This is a genomic window from Streptomyces sp. NPDC006372 (assembly GCF_040612515.1).
In the GTDB taxonomy this organism is placed as follows: domain Bacteria; phylum Actinomycetota; class Actinomycetes; order Streptomycetales; family Streptomycetaceae; genus Streptomyces.
On record NZ_JBEXQJ010000004.1, the window covers coordinates 366,511 to 383,271 of the forward strand.

At 71.0% G+C, this 16,761-nt stretch carries 16 protein-coding genes and 1 tRNA gene; 6 read left to right on the forward strand and 11 right to left on the reverse strand.

All coding sequences use genetic code 11. From position 1 onward, the window contains the following. Positions 1 to 255 precede the first annotated feature (255 nt). The 3 genes from ABZ016_RS11200 to ABZ016_RS11210 all read left to right on the forward strand — a co-directional run bounded on the left by ABZ016_RS11200 (position 256) and on the right by ABZ016_RS11210 (position 3,794). Positions 256 to 1,866 (forward strand): IS200/IS605 family accessory protein TnpB-related protein, encoded by a 1,611-nt coding sequence (locus ABZ016_RS11200; protein ID WP_356916283.1) that lies wholly within the window; start codon positions 256 to 258, stop codon positions 1,864 to 1,866. 81 nt (positions 1,867 to 1,947) lie between these two features. Then, positions 1,948 to 3,609, forward strand: a complete 1,662-nt coding sequence (locus tag ABZ016_RS11205; RefSeq protein ID WP_356916284.1) for an alpha/beta hydrolase — start codon at positions 1,948 to 1,950, stop codon at positions 3,607 to 3,609. A gap of 108 nt (positions 3,610 to 3,717) precedes the next feature. Beyond that, positions 3,718 to 3,794, forward strand: a tRNA-Thr gene (locus tag ABZ016_RS11210). Positions 3,795 to 4,029: 235 nt separating this feature from the next. Here ABZ016_RS11210 and ABZ016_RS11215 read toward each other — a convergent pair. The 4 genes from ABZ016_RS11215 to ABZ016_RS11230 all read right to left on the reverse strand — a co-directional run bounded on the left by ABZ016_RS11215 (position 4,030) and on the right by ABZ016_RS11230 (position 8,643). Beyond that, positions 4,030 to 6,576 carry a tetratricopeptide repeat protein gene (locus ABZ016_RS11215; protein ID WP_356916285.1) on the reverse strand — a complete coding sequence of 849 codons (2,547 nt, stop codon included), beginning with the start codon at positions 6,574 to 6,576 and terminating at the stop codon, positions 4,030 to 4,032. Positions 6,577 to 6,593: 17 nt separating this feature from the next. Further along, a complete protein-coding gene (locus tag ABZ016_RS11220; protein WP_356916286.1) occupies positions 6,594 to 7,028 on the reverse strand; it encodes a hypothetical protein in 435 nt (144 codons plus the stop codon). 235 nt (positions 7,029 to 7,263) lie between these two features. Then, positions 7,264 to 7,713: a hypothetical protein gene (locus ABZ016_RS11225; RefSeq protein WP_356916287.1), complete on the reverse strand. Its 450-nt coding sequence runs from the start codon at positions 7,711 to 7,713 to the stop codon at positions 7,264 to 7,266. Positions 7,714 to 7,761: 48 nt separating this feature from the next. Next, the gene (locus ABZ016_RS11230; RefSeq protein ID WP_356916288.1) at positions 7,762 to 8,643 is read right to left on the reverse strand and encodes an AraC family transcriptional regulator; all 882 of its coding nucleotides are present in this window, start codon (positions 8,641 to 8,643) and stop codon (positions 7,762 to 7,764) included. A gap of 208 nt (positions 8,644 to 8,851) precedes the next feature. On the opposite strand from ABZ016_RS11230, the gene ABZ016_RS11235 reads away from it, so the two are divergent. Further along, positions 8,852 to 9,745 (forward strand): glycosyltransferase, encoded by an 894-nt coding sequence (locus tag ABZ016_RS11235; protein ID WP_356916289.1) that lies wholly within the window; start codon positions 8,852 to 8,854, stop codon positions 9,743 to 9,745. A gap of 126 nt (positions 9,746 to 9,871) precedes the next feature. On the opposite strand, the gene ABZ016_RS11240 is transcribed toward ABZ016_RS11235, so the two are convergent. From ABZ016_RS11240 to ABZ016_RS11250, 3 genes are read right to left on the reverse strand one after another with little or no spacing between them, the layout of a single operon-like run. Next, positions 9,872 to 11,563, reverse strand: a complete 1,692-nt coding sequence (locus tag ABZ016_RS11240) for a bifunctional 3'-5' exonuclease/DNA polymerase (RefSeq protein ID WP_356916290.1) — start codon at positions 11,561 to 11,563, stop codon at positions 9,872 to 9,874. Positions 11,564 to 11,622: 59 nt separating this feature from the next. Then, the gene (locus ABZ016_RS11245; protein ID WP_356916291.1) at positions 11,623 to 12,366 is read right to left on the reverse strand and encodes a Clp protease N-terminal domain-containing protein; all 744 of its coding nucleotides are present in this window, start codon (positions 12,364 to 12,366) and stop codon (positions 11,623 to 11,625) included. A 57-nt stretch (positions 12,367 to 12,423) separates the two neighbouring features. After that, positions 12,424 to 13,086, reverse strand: coding sequence for a LysE family translocator (locus ABZ016_RS11250; RefSeq protein ID WP_356916292.1), 663 nt, complete (start codon positions 13,084 to 13,086; stop codon positions 12,424 to 12,426). A gap of 131 nt (positions 13,087 to 13,217) precedes the next feature. Here ABZ016_RS11250 and ABZ016_RS11255 point away from each other — a divergent pair, with 131 nt between their 5' ends. Further along, entirely contained in the window at positions 13,218 to 14,318 is a 1,101-nt protein-coding gene (locus ABZ016_RS11255; protein ID WP_356916293.1) for a DUF2786 domain-containing protein, read from the forward strand. Positions 14,319 to 14,325: 7 nt separating this feature from the next. Here ABZ016_RS11255 and ABZ016_RS11260 read toward each other — a convergent pair whose 3' ends face one another. The 4 genes from ABZ016_RS11260 to rpmB form a co-directional block, all read right to left on the reverse strand. Next, on the reverse strand, positions 14,326 to 14,868 hold the full coding sequence (locus tag ABZ016_RS11260; protein WP_356916294.1) for a DUF4232 domain-containing protein: 543 nt from the start codon (positions 14,866 to 14,868) through the stop codon (positions 14,326 to 14,328). Positions 14,869 to 15,081: 213 nt separating this feature from the next. Continuing rightward, the gene (locus ABZ016_RS11265; protein WP_356916295.1) at positions 15,082 to 15,621 is read right to left on the reverse strand and encodes a hypothetical protein; all 540 of its coding nucleotides are present in this window, start codon (positions 15,619 to 15,621) and stop codon (positions 15,082 to 15,084) included. Between the two features lie 367 nt (positions 15,622 to 15,988). Further along, positions 15,989 to 16,294 (reverse strand): 30S ribosomal protein S14, encoded by a 306-nt coding sequence (gene rpsN, locus ABZ016_RS11270; RefSeq protein WP_356916296.1) that lies wholly within the window; start codon positions 16,292 to 16,294, stop codon positions 15,989 to 15,991. Then, complete coding sequence (gene rpmB / locus ABZ016_RS11275; protein WP_356916297.1) at positions 16,294 to 16,530, reverse strand: 50S ribosomal protein L28; 237 nt, start codon at positions 16,528 to 16,530, stop codon at positions 16,294 to 16,296. Before rpmB ends, rpsN begins: the two co-directional genes overlap by 1 nt. Positions 16,531 to 16,595: 65 nt before the next feature. Here rpmB and rpmG point away from each other — a divergent pair, with 65 nt between their 5' ends. After that, positions 16,596 to 16,760 carry a 50S ribosomal protein L33 gene (gene rpmG, locus ABZ016_RS11280; RefSeq protein WP_356916298.1) on the forward strand — a complete coding sequence of 55 codons (165 nt, stop codon included), beginning with the start codon at positions 16,596 to 16,598 and terminating at the stop codon, positions 16,758 to 16,760. Position 16,761: the final 1 nt, after the last annotated feature.

A 16,761-nucleotide genomic window follows, 5' to 3' on the forward strand; every position in this document is an offset into this window, starting at 1 on the left:
GCCCCGATCCACCTCTGCGAGCCCCGTCCGACTGGCGCACAGGGGTTGTGAACTGCTGGCGGTTGGCTGCGCACATGTGTGTTCCAGCGCGTGTGAGTGAGTGTCCGTGTCTGCGGCACGCGTGGCTCCATGGATGTGAACGAAGGTTCCTTTGTCGAATGTGTGACCTTTGCTGGTGGTGGTCGTTGAGACGTGCTGAGGGATTGGTCGGCTGGCGCATGGCGAGCGGTGAGAGGATTGAGCGGGCTGCGGAAGATGGGGGCACCGTTCGTGGTGCCCGGTCCCTCCGGAGTCGCGGTCCGGGACCGGCTCAAGCACCTGACCGCCGAGGACGAACGAGTGCTGCGCCTGGTCGGTGACCATCTGGGCGCGCTCGCTTCCCGGTATCTGAAGGCGCGGTGCGCGGCCGGGCTAGCCCATGACGCTGAGCTGTGGGCCGGGCGTAAGCGGGCTCTGACGGTGGAGTCGTCCTCCCGCTGGGCCGGGTCGATCACCAAGGCCTCCCATGATCAGTGGGCGCTGGCCCGGCGTAGTCAGCTGGCGCACATCCAGAGCCTGGATGCCGGGGTGCGTACGATCGCGCACCGGTTGTCACTGCCGGTGGGTGAGGCGGGCAGCAAGCGGGCTCCGGGCGGTTACCGAAGCAAGCGGGAGTGGTTCGCCAAGACGCGCCGCCTGCACATGCTCACTGACCGGCTCCAGGCAGCGCGGGCGGACTGGGAAGCCGGGCGCGTGGGTGTAGTGCGCGGTGGGAAGCGGCTGCTGAACACCCGCCACCACCTTCATGCCGCCGGGCTCACACCGGAGCAGTGGCGTGTGCGGTGGCGGGCCGGGCGCCGGTTCCTCCAGGCCGACGGCGAGTCGGGTAAGCGGTTCGGCAACGAGACCATCCGCGTCTCCCCCGGCGGGGAGGTTTCGCTCAAGCTCCCCGCCCCGTTGGCGTATCTGGCGAACGCCCCGCACGGCCGGTATGTGCTCGCCGCGACGGTGGCGTTCTCGCACCGGGGTGAGCAGTGGGCCGACCGGGTCACCGCCAACCGGGCGGTCGCCTACCGCATCCACGAAGACACGAGCCGCGGGCGCTGGTACCTGACCGCGTCCTGGACGATCCCCCCGGTCAAGACCGTGCCCCTGGCCACGGTCCGCGCAGGAGGGCTGATGGGGGTGGACACCAACGCCGACCACCTGGCCGCCTGGCGCCTGGACACCCACGGCAACCCCGTCGGCGAGCCGATCCGCTTCGACTACGACCTCACGGGCACCGCACAGCACCGCGACGCCCAGATCCGCCACGCCCTGATCCGCCTGCTGCACTTCGCCCAGCGCCGCCACCTCGCCGTCGCTGTCGAAGACCTCGACTTCACTGCCGAGAAGACCCGCGAGAAGCACGGCCGCCGAAGGAAGTTCCGCAAGCTGATCTCCGGCATGCCGGTGGCCCGGCTGCGGGCCCGGCTGGTGTCGATGGCGGCCGAACTCGGCATCACCATCGTCGCCGTCGACCCCGCCTACACCTCCCGGTGGGGCGCACAGCACTGGCAGAAGCCCCTCACGAGCACCACCAGAAAACCCACTCGCCACGACGCAGCCGCCGTGGCGATCGGCAGACGCGCCCTGGGACACCCGGTCCGGCGACGGACGGCACCGCCCCCTGCTCACCGGAGTGATGAGCAGGGGCATCGGACCGTCCAGGCCGGAACGGAGGCCCCGGGGCGTGAGGAACCCCGCCCCCGCATCCCCGGACCACGGACACGATCCGTGCGCGCCGGACGCGGAGCGAAAGCGGGCAACCAGGACACCCAACACCGTTCGGGGCGTCCGGCTGAGCATGAGCCCTGGCACCAGGACTCACTCCCCCTCAGTCTCTAGGAATGGTTGACCTGGTAACCCGTACGAGGCGCGACACGCACGCAGGGCACCTAACCCATCGCTGAGAGTTACGCTCGCTGGATGGACACAAGGCGCACCCACAGCACCGCCTCCGGCGCGGTCCCCGGTCCCGTTCCCCGCCGCGTAGGCTCCGGCGGCGCCCACCGCAGGAACCGTGGCGGAGCCAGGACCGCGGCCGGCCTCCTCGCCACGGCCGCGGTGCTCGTCTCCGCGTGCTCCTCCGGGAGCCCGTCGACGTCCGCCACTGCGGCGGCCGCGGCGGAGGCGGCGGTACTGGTCGCGTTGCCGCCGTCCACACCGGCGGCGCTCAAGCCGTACTACAGCCAGAAGCCGGCCTGGCGCGGCTGCGGCGTCCCCGGCTTCGAGTGCACCACCGTCAAGGCACCGCTCGACTACACCAAGCCGTCCGCGGGCGACGTCCGGCTCGCCGTCGCCCGCAAGAAGGCCACCGGCCCCGGGAAGCGGCTGGGCTCGTTGCTGGTGAACCCCGGCGGGCCGGGCGGCTCGGCGATCGGCTACGTGCAGTCGTACGCCGGCATCGGCTACCCGGCCGAGGTCCGTGCCCGCTACGACATGGTGGCGGTCGACCCGCGCGGCGTGGCCGGCAGCGAGCCCGTCAAGTGTCTGGACGGTCCGGCCATGGACAGGTACACGCGGACGGACATCACGCCCGACAACGGGAAGGAGACCTCCGGGCTGGTCACGGCGTACCGGACGTTCGCGGAGGGCTGCGGCGCCGGCTCGCCCAGGCTGCTGCGCCATGTGTCCACGGTGGAAGCGGCCCGGGACATGGACATCGTGCGGGCGGCGCTCGGCGACCGGAAGCTGAACTACGTCGGGGCCTCCTACGGCACCTTCCTCGGGGCGACGTACGCCGGGCTCTTCCCGGGCCGGGCGGGCCGGCTGGTGCTGGACGGCGCGATGGACCCGTCACTGCCCGCGCGGCGGCTGAACCTCGAACAGACCGCGGGGTTCGACACGGCGTTCCGGTCGTTCGCGAAGGACTGCGTGCGGCGGACCGACTGCCCGCTGGGCAAGGCGGGCACCTCGCCCGAGCAGGTCGGCCGGAACCTCAAGGCGTTCTTCGGCAGGCTGGACGCACGGCCGGTGCGCACGGGCGACCCCGACGGCCGCCGCCTCACCGAGTCGCTCGCCACCACCGGCGTGATCGCGGCCATGTACGACGAGGACGCGTGGCAGCAGCTGCGCGCGGCGCTGGCCTCCGCGATGAAGGAGAACGACGGCTCCGGGCTTCTCGTCCTCTCGGACAGCTACTACGAGCGGGACGCCGACGGCCGCTACAGCAACCTCATGTTCGCCAACGCGGCGGTGAACTGCCTGGACCTGCCGGCCGCCTTCGACACCCCGGACGAGGTGCGCAGGGCGCTCCCCGCGTTCGAGAAGGCGTCCCCGGTCTTCGGTGAGGGTCTCGCCTGGGCCGCCCTGAACTGCGCGTACTGGCCCGTGCAGGCCACGGGTGAGCCGCACCGCATCGAGGCGAAGGGCGCGGCGCCCATCGTGGTGGTCGGCACCACCCGCGACCCTGCGACGCCGTACCGCTGGGCCCGGTCCCTGGCCGGCCAGCTCTCCTCGGCCCGCCTCCTCACCTACGAGGGCGACGGCCACACGGCGTACGGCCGCGGCAGCTCCTGCATCGACCGCACGATCAACGCCTACCTCCTCCGCGGCACCCCTCCCCAGGACGGAAAGCGCTGCTCATAGCCCCTGCTCCCAGCCCCGGAGGGCCCGCCTCCGGGGCTGGTACGGAGCACCCTTCGAAACTGTGTAGACTTACCGTCGTTGCTGATCGCACCATAGTGCGGACAGCGCGCCGCCTTAGCTCAGATGGCCAGAGCAACGCACTCGTAATGCGTAGGTCTCGGGTTCGAATCCCGAAGGCGGCTCCACTGAAGCTCAGCTCAGACATGGTCTGAGCTGAGCTTTTTCGTTCAGCGGATGCGGCGACGCGGCGGGCGCGTGCCGCGCGGCTGTCCGTGGTGTCCCTTCTGGTCTCAATAGCGGGTTACCCGTCTCGTGCCGCGCGCTGCGGTAGAGCCTGCCTCGACGCGGCGACGAGATCCCGCCCGCTCACGCTGATGTCCTCTCTGGGCACGGTGAATAGGTTCAGGCAGGCGCCTGTCGTCAGGTGCCTGGTGGTGGGTTCTCGGCATTCGCGCGCGATGTGGCTGCTGCTTCGTCGTCGCCGGCGCGGACGTACGCGGTGGCGGACTGTTCCCATGCCTTCGAAACTCGGGACGGTTCGGCACCGGATGCGTTCAGGGTGGCGGCCAACTCCGCCCATGCTTCTCCGGTACGCACCCAGTCTTCTTCTTGGGTCAGCATGGCAATCGCACTTTCCCCAGCTGCGATCGCCTCTGCGTATCGCTCCAGGCCTCGACAGGCGGTGCCGATGTTGTTCCAGGCGACGGCTTGGCCGTGGGTGTCGTCGGTCTGCTGGTGCAGGTCGAGTGCGGTTCGGTGTGCGTCGTGTGCTTCGGTGTAGCGCTGGAGCTCCTGGAGCGCGGTGCCGATGGCGTTCCAGGATCTGGCCTGGCGGTGGGTGTCGCCGGTCTGCTGGTAAAGGTCGAGTGCGGTTCGGTGTGCGTCGTGTGCTTCGGTGTAGCGCTGGAGCTCCTGGAGCGCGGTGCCGATGTTGTTCCACGCGCTTGCTTGGCCGTGGGTGTCGCCGGTCTGCTGAAACAGGTCGAGTGCGGTTCGGTAGGCGTCGTGTGCTTCGGTGTAGCGCTCTAGCTCCTTGTGCGCGGTGCCGATGTTGTTCCACGCGCTTGCTTGGCCGTGGGTGTCGCCGGTCTGCTGAAACAGGTCGAGTCCGGTTCGGTAGGCGTCGTGTGCTTCGGTGTAGCGCTGGAGCGCCTTGAGCGCAGAGCCGAGGTTGATCCAGGTGCCGGCTTGGCCGTGGGTGTCGCCGGCCTGCTGAAACAGGTCGAGTGCGGTTCGCTGTGCGTCGTGTGCTTCGGTGTAGCGCTTCAGCTCCTGGAGCGTGGAGCCGAGGTTGGTCCAGGTGCCGGCTTCGCCCTCGGTGTCGCCGGCCTGCTGAGACAGGTCGAGTGCGGTTCGGTAGGCGTCGTGCGATTCGCTGTAGCGCCGGAGGTCCTGAAGGGCGCCGCCAAGGTTGTTCCAGGCGCCAGCTAGATTCTTAGCGTCACCGAGTGCCTGGCAGGCTTCGAGTGCCTGGGAGCGGACGGTCACTAGATCCTGGAGTCGCCGTCGCCACTTCAGGTAGCGGCCGAGAGCGAACCCGAGGTCCAGGGCTGTCTGGGTGCGGGCGTAGGAGTGCGTGGTGGCGAGGAGGTTCTCGCGTTCGGCGTCGAACCACGCCAGCGCCTGATCCCGTCCGGCGAACAGCGTTGACACGGCGTCGCCGGGCGGCGCGAGGTTGGTGTCGGCTGCTTCGGCGTGACGGACGTAGTGGTCGGTGAGTCGGGTCCGGGCCTGTTCGTAACGTCGGCGGGGGGCACGGTCACGGTCCATGGTGGTGCGGGCCTGTTCCTGGGCGTGGACGCGCAGGAGGTCGTGCATGAACCAGCGGTCGCGTGCCTGGCTGTTCTGGGTGAGCAGGCGTGCTCGGACGAGCTGTCGCAGCACCGGGGTGATCTTGTCGGCGGGCTGGCCGGTGAGGGCTGCAACGGCGGGGGTGGAGATGTCCGGGCCGGGGTGGAGCCCCAGGAGGCGGTAGAGGTCGGCCTCCTGATGGGAGAGGCGGGTGAGGCATTCGTCGAAGACGGCGCGCAGGTTGCGTTCGCCGTCGTCGAGGCCCCCAAGGCGGGTGCCTGCGTCGGTGAGCAAGCGCACCCGCTCGGACAGCGGTTGGTCGGGGTCGTCGGCTAGGAGAGCGGCGGCGATCTGCAGCGCCAGGGGAAGGTAGCCGCAGAGCGCGGCGAGTTCCTCCGCGGCCGCGGGCTCGTCCTCCACCCGCCGGTCGTCGGGGTCGGCGACCTCCAGCCGCTGGTGCAGGAGGTCGACGGCGGCATCCGGCTGGAGAGGGTGGAGGTTGAACAGGCGGGCGCCGAGTCCGGGCAGGGTGTGCCGGGAGGTCACCAGCACTGCGTGGTGACTGGCCGGAAGCAGCGGGTGGATCTGGTTCGAGGTCGAGGCGTTGTCCGCCAGGATCAGAACTCGATCCTCCTCCCGCCTCACAGCATCGAGTTGGGACCGGTAGAGCCCTTCCCGCTCGTCCAGCGTGGGCGGAATGTGTTCCGCCGGGACACCAAGGGCTCGCAGCAGAGCCTCCAGTGCGTCCTCCGGTGGGACGGGGGTCGGGTCGTAGCCGCGCAAGTTCACCATCTGCACTTTGGTGAACCAGCCCTTGTCGAGCGCGGCATGTCCCACGGCATGGGCGAGGGTGGTCTTGCCCACACCCGGCAGCCCCGCTACCGACCCGACCGCCGCACCCGAACCGCTCCCCGGGTCGAGCATGGAAAGGATCTTGGCGATCTCGTCGTCGCGGCCGGTGAACTCCTGCGGCAACCCCGGCAGAGAGTTCAACGCCGTCGGCACCGCCGCATACGCGTGCACGTTGATTTTCGTGGTCTGCGTCCCGCTACCAAGCACCTGACTGCGCTCGAACGACGCCCCAGCAAAACTGCTACCGGTGCGTTGTCCCAGCCCGGGACGCTTGTTCTTCTTCCCGCCGCTCTTGCCCTTGCCGGACGATTTCCGTGCCCCCATGCCTGCCGCCCGTACCGCTAACGGTTGATCGTGTTGTTCTGCGTGCCACTGCCCAGAACTTGGCTGTCGGTAAACGTCGCGTTGCTGAAGTCGTTGTGTGTGCTCTGCACCGGTGACTGGGCGTGCGCCTGCTGGACCAGAGCCTGCAGCTCAGCTGCCACTTGGTGCCGCTCCTCCTCCGGGAGCTGTTCGAGGAGAATCTCCAGACGAGTCTGCCAGCGGGTCGCCAAGACGGTCTGCACCCGCTCCGACCCGCCTCCGTCGCCCGCCGACTGCAGCTCGGCGCGGGTCTGATCAAGTCGCTCCAGCTCGGCCTGCTCCCGCCCTGCCTCGCCACGACCGAGGATCCGCGCGACACCGCTGCGGATCCCGGCCCACGCATCCGTCCCCGCCGCCTGCACGATCGCCCCGCCACCAGCCGCCGCCACCGCGATCAGTCCCTCGACCAACACGACAACACCCCCACGCATCAATGGACAAGAAATTCAGCATAGGGAGGAACCCGTCAGTCAACGAGCCGAACCACCAACTCGCGCCCGCTTTCCCCTGCGTCGGCTGTCGAGGGACCACTGAGCCGCGCGGTGGTTCGAATCCCGAAGGCGGCTCACACTGGAGCCCCAGGTCAGAACAGTCTGACCTGGGGCTTTTCCAGAAGCCGCGTTCCAAGGCCGGTCGTTGTGCGGCTCCTCAGTCAGTACTGGGCCACATCTGGACGACCCAGACCTCAAGGGGATCCTCGTGCGGTCCTTCTGGAGGGAAGGGATCGAGAGCCAGCAGAGCCTCGACATGTTCTCGCCCTCGGCAGAGCAAGCGCAGGTGGTAGCGGCCCGGGCGCAGCTCGATCTCGCCGTAGCGGACGCCGTTCAAGTCGTACACCGCGAGGCGATCTGCCATCGGGGAATGGAAGGCCCGTTCGTACTCCCAAGATCCTGAGGGCCGGGGAGTGGGGCCGTCCCACACCTCCAGGCGGACCAGAGGGTAGAAATCGTTGTCGCTTGAGGTGAGGCTCCAGCCTTCTCCGGGGATCTGAACGATCTCGTCCTCCGCCGGTGGTTGCTCGAAGAGGATGGGGCCGATCTGGATGGTCCTGTAGTACACGCGCGGGCGGACATCAACAGCGTTGATCAGAGTGGTCACTTACTCTCCTCCCCCTCGAGCGAGCAGGCCTTCGGTCAGCTCGCCCGGTCAGCGACTCGTCTCGCGTTCCACCGGCAGCCACAGCTCCGCGTCCGCCTCGGACCCGTCCGCCGACAGGTCCGTCCTCAGGATCTCCGGGCCGGGGCGGCTGCGGTACGGGTTGGACGGGAACCACTCCGTGAAGACGTCCCGCCAGAGCTCCTGGACGGCCTGGGGAGCCGGGCCGGAGGTGGTGAAGACCGCCCAGGTGCCGGGTGGGACCGGGAGGGTCGTGGTGCCTTCGAGGTCCGGGGTGGGGGCGGGAGCTGAGGTGATCACGCCCTGGTAGTAGTCGAGTTCGGTGCCCTCCGTCCGGCTCGGGTCCAGGTCGTCGCAGACCGCGACGATGCCGTGCGGCTCCTGGTCGGACAGGTTCCTCAGGTGCTCCAGGGCCTGTTTGTCGAGCCCCCGGACGAAGTCGGTGATCGCCTGGTTCGGGCCTGAGTGGATCAGTGGGATCCGGGCCTTGAAGCCCGTGACGGTGAAAGCCGGGCGGTCCACCACTCGGTAGTGCATGCTGCTGCTCCCTTCGACGGTGAGGCGGAAGGTCAGCCGGGGCTGGGAGACGAGCGCGGCGCCGGTGCGCCGGGCCTCGCCCGGACCTACTCCGTGCATCGCGCGGAACGCCCGGGCGAACGCCTCGCCCGAGCCGTAGCCGTAGCGCACCGCGATCTCCAGCAGGGTCTCGTCCCCCGCGAGCACCTCCGCGCCCGCCACCGTCAACCGCCGGCGCCGGATGTACTCCGACAGGGGCATGCCTGCGAGGGCGGAGAACATGCGGCGCAGGTGGTACTCCGAGGTGCACGCCGTGCGGGCCAGGTCCGCCCCGTCGAGGGTTTCGTCGAGACGGCTTTCGATGTGCGCCATGGCCTGGTTGAGGCGATCCAGCACGTTCGGCCTTTCTTCCCGTTCGTGTCCGCACGCTAGGCGGCGCGTGCGCTCCCGCACCCGACATCCTGTGCCCGATCCGGTCGGGTGCCGCGTCCGCCGAACGGCGTAGGCGAACCGCCGTCCGCCAGGAGTACTTAAAGGGTTTTTAACGTGAACGGATAGCATCGCCCGTCAACCCGTCAGTTGCCGACCGGGACGAGGTGAGGACATGGGGGCGCCCAGGATCGCCGTCGCCGTGGTGACCATGGGCAACCGGCCGGAGGAGGTCGACGCCCTGCTGCGGTCCGTGGCCAAGCAGGACGTGGCGCCCGAGCGGATCGTGATCGTCGGCAACGGCTGCCCGCTGCCCGAGTTCGCCGAGCGGCTGTCCCTGCCCGGCGAGGTCACCCCGATCGAGCTCGACGAGAATCTGGGGTGCCCCGGCGGGCGCAACGCGGCCCTCGCGCGGCTGCGGGAGTTCGGCGACGTCGACGTCGTCGTCGATCTGGACGACGACGGTCTGCTCGTGGACGCCGATGTGCTGCGCCGCGTGCGCGAGCTGTACACCGCCGACGACCGGCTCGGCATCGTCGGCTTCCGCATCGCCGACGAGCTCGGCGAGACGCAGCAGCGGCACGTGCCACGGCTCGGCAAGTCGGACCCCCTGCGGGGCGGGTACGTCACCGGGTTCCTCGGCGGCGGGCACGCGCTGCGGATGGCGATGCTCGACGAAGTCGGCGACTGGCCCGCCGAGTTCTTCTTCGCGCACGAGGAGACCGACCTCGCGTGGCGCGCCGCGGATGCCGGGTGGCGCATCCTGTACGCGCCCGAACTGCTGCTCCAGCACCCGAAGACCTCGCCCGCCCGGCACGCCATCTACTTCCGCGTGAACGCCCGCAACCGGGTCTGGCTGGCACGCCGCCGGCTGCCGGTGGCGCTGGTGCCCGTCCACCTTGGTGTGTGGGTGCTGCTCACCCTCCTGCGGAACCGGTCGGGTGCCGGACTGCGGGCATGGTTCGGCGGGTTCGCGGAAGGGGTGCGGGAGCCGGCCGGGGAGCGGCGGCCCATGCGCTGGCGCACGGTGTGGCGGCTCACCCGGCTGGGGCGGCCGCCCGTCATCTGATCCGCCGCGGCGTCATCCGATCCGTCGCAGTGTCCGGTGATCCGTTGTGGCGACCAGTGACCAGCGACCGGCGTGCGGTGCTGCGTCCGGCGCTCGGGCAGTAACGAGGGTTCGGGGCAGCTCCCCTCATTTGGCGTCCGCGTAGCACTCCACCACCGCCGTCGTGAACGGGAACCGCACGGGCGTCTCTCCGAAGGTGAGCCGCCCCGCCAGGGCCGCCGCCTCGTGGATCGCCGTCACGACCGCTGCCGTCTCCTCCTCGGGGCAGTGCACGATCACCTCGTCGTGCTGGAAGAAGACCAGCTCGGCCGACAGCTCCGCGCAGGTCCTCCGCAGCGCGGCGAGCAGGAGCAGCGCCCAGTCCGCGGCGCTGCCCTGGACGACGAAGTTGCGGGCGAAGCGGCCCCGGGCGCGGGCGTTGGTGGAGGCGTACCCGGGCACCCATTGTTGAGCGTCCTGCCGAGTGTCGTCCTCCGAGAGCGGGATGCCCGCTTCCTCCGCGGCGTCGTCCGTCGCCCGGGCCGCGGGGGGACAGGTGCGCCCCAGCCAGGTCCGCACCAACCGCCCCTCCTCGCCGGCGCGGGCCGCCTCGTCGACGTACGCCACCGCCCTGGGGAAGCGGCGTCTGAGCGCGGCGAGGTTCTTCAGGCCGTCGCCGGAGGTCTGGCCGTAGACCGCGCCGAGCACGGCGAGTTTGGCCTGGGCGCGGTCGCCGGAGAAGGCGCGGTCGGAGACGGACTGGTACAGGTCGCTCTCCCGGCCGGCCACCTCCATCAGGCCGGGGTCGCGGGAGATCGCGGCGAGGACGCGTGGCTCCATCTGGTCGGCGTCGGCGACGACGAGCCGCCAGCCGGGGTCGGCGACGACGGCCCGCCGGATCACCTTGGGGATCTGGAGCCCGCCCCCGCCGTTGGTCACCCAGCGCCCGGTCACCGTCCCGCCCGCGAGGAACTCGGGCCGGAACCTCCCCTCGCGCACCCAGTCCTGGAGCCAGGACCAGCCGTGGGCGACCCAGATGCGGTACAGCTTCTTGTACTCGAGCAGCGGTTTCACGGCCGGGTGGTCGACGGACTCGATCTCCCACTTGCGGGTCGAGGAGACCTTGATGCCGGCCTGTGCGAAGGCCTTGACCACGTCGGCGGGCAGGTCGGGGCGGACCCGGCGGCCGAAGGCTGCGGACACCTCGTCGGCGAGTTCGGCCAGGCGGCGTGGCTCGCCACGGCCCGCGTACCGCTCGCCCAGCAGGTCGTGCAGCAGTGCGCGGTGCACCTCGGCGCGCCAGGGCAGGCCGGCCCGGTTCATCTCGGCGGCCACCAGCATGCCCGCCGACTCGGCGGCCGTCAGCAGGCGCATGCGGTCGGGGTGCTCGGCTCTCTCGTGCCGCCGCTGCTGCTCGGCGTAGACCGCGAGGAGGTCCGCCAGGGGGAGGTGGGCGCCCTGGGGTTCGAAGAGGGAGGACTGCGAGCCCGGTTCGGCGGACCGCTGCGGCGGATCGGGCGGTACGGGGCCGCCGCGCAGCCGGGCCAGGGCGGCCGCGGCCGAGCGGGGTTCCCCGTACCGGCCCTCGTGGCCGAGGAGGAGTGTCTCGGCGGCCTCGATGTCGTAGCACCGCTCGACCCGCACGCTCGTGGCGAGCAGGCGGGGGTAGACCTCGGCGGTGGACCGCCACACCCACCGCGTGACGCCGGGTCGGCTCCGCACGGCCTCGGCGGCATCCGTCTCCCGTGTCACCGGCCCGGCGGGCAGCCCGTCCGGGCCGAGGGGGGCGACGTCCACGCCACCGTCCTCGGCCGGGGCGAGCGCCCACCGGTCGGTCATGTCGCGAGTGTGGCAGGGGGGTCTGACAACGCCCCCCTGCCGGCGCCCACGTGGGGGAGTCAGGACTCGTCCAGCACGTCCTTCTGGGCCTGCGCGATCTTCTCCAGCACCTTGGCGAGGTACCGCTCGGTCTGCTCCTTGCCTACGCCCAGGCCGCTGAGCACGCCCTCGCCGTTCTCGTGCTCCAGCAGGGCGAGCAGGATGTGCTCGGTGCCGACGTAGTTGTGGCCGAGGCGCAGGGCCTCGCGGAACGTGAGTTCCAGGACCTTCTTGGCGGCCTGGCCGTAGGGCACGAGCTCCGGGGCGTCCTCGACGGCCGGCGGGAGTGCCGCCGTGGCCGCTTCGCGCACCGCGTCGAGGGAGACGCCCTGTTCGACGATCGCCTTCGCGGCGAGGCCCTCGGGTTCGGCCAGCAGACCGAGGACGAGGTGCTCGGGCAGGCCCTCGGCGTTGTGCGCGGCTTTGGCGGCGTTGTGCGAGGCCATCACCGTGTTGCGGGCGCGGGGTGTGTAGCGGTTGAAGCCCTGGCTCGGGTCGAGGTCGGCCGACTCCTTGGGCACGAAGCGCTTCTGAGCAGCCTGCCGGGTGACCCCCATGCTCTTGCCGATGTCCGTCCAGGAGGCGCCGGAGCGCCGGGCCTGGTCCACGAAGTGGCCGATCAGGTGGTCGGCCACCTCGCCGAGGTGATCGGCGGCGATCACCGCGTCCTGGAGCTGTTCGAGGGGCTCCTGGTGAACCTTCTTGATCGCCGCGATCAGGTCGTCGAGGCGTACGGATGACGTGATGTTGGGGTTCGTCGTCATGGTGTCAACCGTAGGTTGCGCCCTTGCGGGTGTCAACCGCGAGTTGACAGTTCCCGTCTACTTCGGCGAGGTCGCCACCAGACGCACCGCCAGCCCGGTGAAGACCGTCCCGGAGACGATGTTCAGCCAGCGGTTGACCCGCGCGCTGCGCCTGAGGAGCGAGGCCAGTCGCCCCGAGAGCAGACCGACGCTGCCGTCCCACAGGAAGCCCATCACCACGATCGTGGCGCCGAGCAGCAGCAACTGCCCCGGGACATGGCCGAGCGACGGGTCGACGAACTGCGGCAGGAACGCCACGTTGAAGAGGATCACCTTCGGGTTGAGCAGGTTGGTGATCGCGCCCTGCCAGAACGCCCGCCGCATCCTGGACCGCCCCTTCCCCGAATGCCGCTTCCCCGGCCCCTCGGCGTCCGCCCCGTCCTCGCCCGGCACCGACTTGTCGCGGAACGCCTTCACCGCCAGGTAGAGCAGATACGCCGCACCCGCCCAGCGCAGCACGTGATACAGCGTCGGCAGTGCCGTGAACAGGGCCGACAGGCCGAGGGCCGCCGCGATCGCGTGCACGAGCATCGCGCAGGCCACGCCGAACGCGGCCATCACCCCGGCGGTGGGTCCGCCCCGGCCGCCCATCGCCACGATGAACATCATGTCGGGGCCGGGCGTGATGCAGAGCGCGAAGGCGGCGACGAGGAACGCCGCGTACAGAGACATGTCCACCATGAGGGCCATGCTCGAATCCCCGCCGCGCCCGGACGACCCAATTCCGGGGAGTGAGACGGACGAGGTCACGGGCCCGGTGGGTGGTGGGCGGGACCCGGCGCGGCGGTGCGGCGGCGTGGCACCATCGGCCCGTGAGTACCTCCAGCGCCGTCGACCGCGCGTTCGAGGCGGCCCTGTACGAGACCGGCGAGACGGCCCTCGACGCCGGCGCGTCCCTGCTCGCGTCCGATCCGGCGGCGGACGCCGAACTCACCCGGCGCGGCGAGGAGTTCGTGGCCACCGCCTGGCGGCGTGGCTGGCAGCCGGCCGACCTCGTGCGGATCGTCCGGCGCGAGCTGGACGACGTCCACATACGCCTGGCGGCGGCGCTGATCCGCGCGCAGTCCGGGCACGACCGGCCCCGTGGCCGCCGCTGGAGCGCGCAACTCGTCGAACTCCCCGCCGACGCCCCGCCCCGCACCGACCGCTTCTCGTACGCCACCGCCGCACTGGAGCTCTACCGCCTGCTGCTGCGCCTGCCCACGCTCGAGGCCCTCGACGAGTCGCCCGGGGAACCGAGGACCGAGTCCCGCATGCTCACCCGCATCCGCGCGCTGCTCGCCAAGGCGGAGGCCACCGGGTTCCCGGAGGAGGCCGAGGCGCTCAGCGCCAAGGCGCAGGAGCTGATGGCACGGCACAGCGTCGACGAGGCCCTGCTCGCGTCCCGCGCACCGTCGCCCGGCACACCCGGCGCCTGCCGGGTCGGTGTCGAACCGCCCTACGAGCAGGCCAAGGCGGTGCTGCTGGACGCCGTCGCCACCGCCAACCACTGCCGGGCGGTGTGGAACGAGCCCCTCGGTTTCACCACGGTCGTCGGCTTCGAGACGGACCTGGAAGCGGTCGAGCTCCTCTACGCCTCACTCCTCGTGCAGGCCACGACGGCCATGACGAAGGCGGAGGCCGCGCAGCGCGCCGGCGGCCGCAAGCGCACCAAGACGTTCCGGCAGTCCTTCCTCGCGGCCTACGCCCACCGCATCGGCACGAGGCTGACCGAAGCCGCCGAGAGCCAGGTCTCCGACGACCTGCTGCCGGTTCTCGCCTCCCGCGACGTCGCCGTCACCGGCCGCCTGGACCGGATGTTCCCGGAGACGACCACCACCCGGCTGCGCGGCGTGCACGACGCGGCGGGCTGGACCGAGGGAGCGCAGGCGGCGGACCGCGCCCAGGTCGGGCACCGGCCGCCGCTGCGCTGACGTCCCGTCAGTCGCCCGAGGACTCGAAGCCGCTCACCGAGGCCTGTGCCGCGCCGCTCTCCCCGTCCCTCCGGGCGACCTCGCCGTACGACCACGTCAGGGTGTGCGCGTCCCTGGTGGCGCCGGGCAGGGTGAAGGACGCCTTCCGCACGGGGAGGCTCTTCGGGGAGTTCGCCTCGCCCCGGACATAGGTGATGGTGAAGGACGTGGTGCCGCCCTTCCCGAGCGTGAGCGACTGGGCCTTCGCGCCCTCGTCCGGAGACACGGACGTCGTGCTGTCGTCGGCCATAAGGTCCACGCCGGGGAAGCCCTTCAGCGTGCACTGCGCGCCCTTGTTGGTGAGCGTCACGGTGACGGTGCCGGTGTCCCCGGCGGCCGGGGCGGCGCCGGCCCCGACCTCCACGTCCATGTCGCCGATCGCGCACGCCGAGCCGGCCGGCCGGTCGGCGTTCTTGGTGTCGCCGCCGGCGGTCTTGCCGTCGTCGCAGGCGGTGAGCAGGAGCGTCGCGGTGAGGGCGGCGGCCAGCGTGAGGGGAGAAAGGGTGCGCATGGGGACCTCTGGTGCGTGATGGCGAAGAGCGGTTCCGATGCGTGGATCATCTCCGACGCGAGGGCCGTCACGCACCCGGGCAGGCCGAGACGCCCTGAACGTGAGGCTGCCCGCACGAACGCCCCGCACGAACGCCCCGCACGAACGCCCCGCACGAACGCCCCGCAGGGCGGCCCGCGGGGGCGGCTCGAAGGACGGCCTCGAAGGCGGGGCCTAGCCGAGGCCTCCCGTCGGCAGTCCGGTCGGCAGCTTGCCGCCCTCGGCCTTGGTGTAGGTCTCCTCGCCCCGGCCGCCTTCCCAGGTGACCTTCAGGGTGCTTCCGGTCACCGAGTCGACCATGCCGGTCGTCCGGTCCTTGCTGCCGTCGGTGCACTTCAGGCGGATCATCTGCATCCCGGACTGCTCGCCCGCGGTGCCGGTGCACACGCTGCCGCCGGTGGCGAAGAGCGCCGCCTGCTTGCCGGTGACGACCAGGGCGACGGCCTTGCCGTCGGTCGTCGCGAGCCAGCTGCCCGCGAGCTTGCCGGCGGCCGATCCGTCAGATCCGGAACCTGAGCCGGAGTCGGCCGAGCCGCCGCCGTTTGCGGCGGACGACGCGGCCGAGGGGGACGGACTGGCCGCCGTGTCGTCCCCGGAGCCGCCGTCGCCGCTGTCACCGCTGCACGCGGTCAGCGCGAGCGCGCCCGCGAGGCCGGCGGCCGCTGCCGCTACCCGCAGCCGCCGACGGGCTCCCGGGCGGTGCGAGAAGATCACCGAAGTCACTGCAAGCCCCCAAGCTGTAGCCGGCCGACCGGCCCGGATCGGACCCACCGACCCTTGCCGGAACGATCGCAGCAAGCTACCAGGACCGGTCAAGGCCCCCTGGGGGCGAGGTCCCCGGGGGGCCTCCGCCCGGGGACCTCGCCCCCGGCGTCACCGAGCCCGCAGGGGATCAGCCCCGGCTTCCCACCGACGTGACCGGCTTGCCGCGGCGGCCACGGGACGGCCGGCTCTCAAGGGGCAGCCTCGGTCCCTCCACCGGAGGGGAACGATTCCCCTCCGCTCAGCACCGAGGCGCCGCCCCGCAGCAGATCAACCCCGGCTTCCCATCAGGACGCCCGGGGCAATCACCCAAGCCCCCTCACCAGGACGCCTTCCGCACCCCGGGCAGATACCCCGCATGCGCCTGCCCCCGCAGACCCACCCGGGACAGTCCGAACGCCCGGAAGTACCCCCGCGGTCGGCCGTCCACCTGGTCCCGGTTGCGTACGCGCGTGGCGCTCGCGTCGCGCGGTTGCCTGCGTAGTTCGGTTTGGGCGGCGAGCCGCTCCGCCTCCGTCGAGGACGGCCGCCGGACGATCTCCTTCAGCTCGGCCCGCCGGGCGGCGTACCGGGCGACGATCTCCTGCCGCTTCTCGTTCTTCGCGATCTTGCTCTTCTTCGCCATCAGATCCTCACTCCCCGGGCGCGGATCCGGGCGACGGCCGCCTCGACCCCGATCGCGTCGACGGTCTTGACCCCCCTGGCACTCAGCCGGAGGCGTACGTACCGGCCCTCGCTCGGCAGCCAGTAGCGCTTGGACTGGATGTTGGGGTCGAACCGGCGGGACGTGCGCCGGTGGGAGTGGGAGACGCGGTTGCCGAAGCCCGGCCGGGTGCCGGTCAGCATGCAGTGCGCGGACATGGGTGGTGACGTACCTCTCTGCCTCAGGTGATGTAAATGGAATTCATTTTCAGTAGCATAGCGGCATGGCACGCAACGAACTCCGGCCGGTCATCAAGCTCCGGTCCACCGCCGGGACCGGCTTCACCTACGTGACCCGCAAGAACCGCCGCAACGACCCGGACCGACTGACCCTGCGCAGGTTCGACCCGGTCGCCGGCCGCCACGTCGACTTCCGAGAGGAGCGCTGAC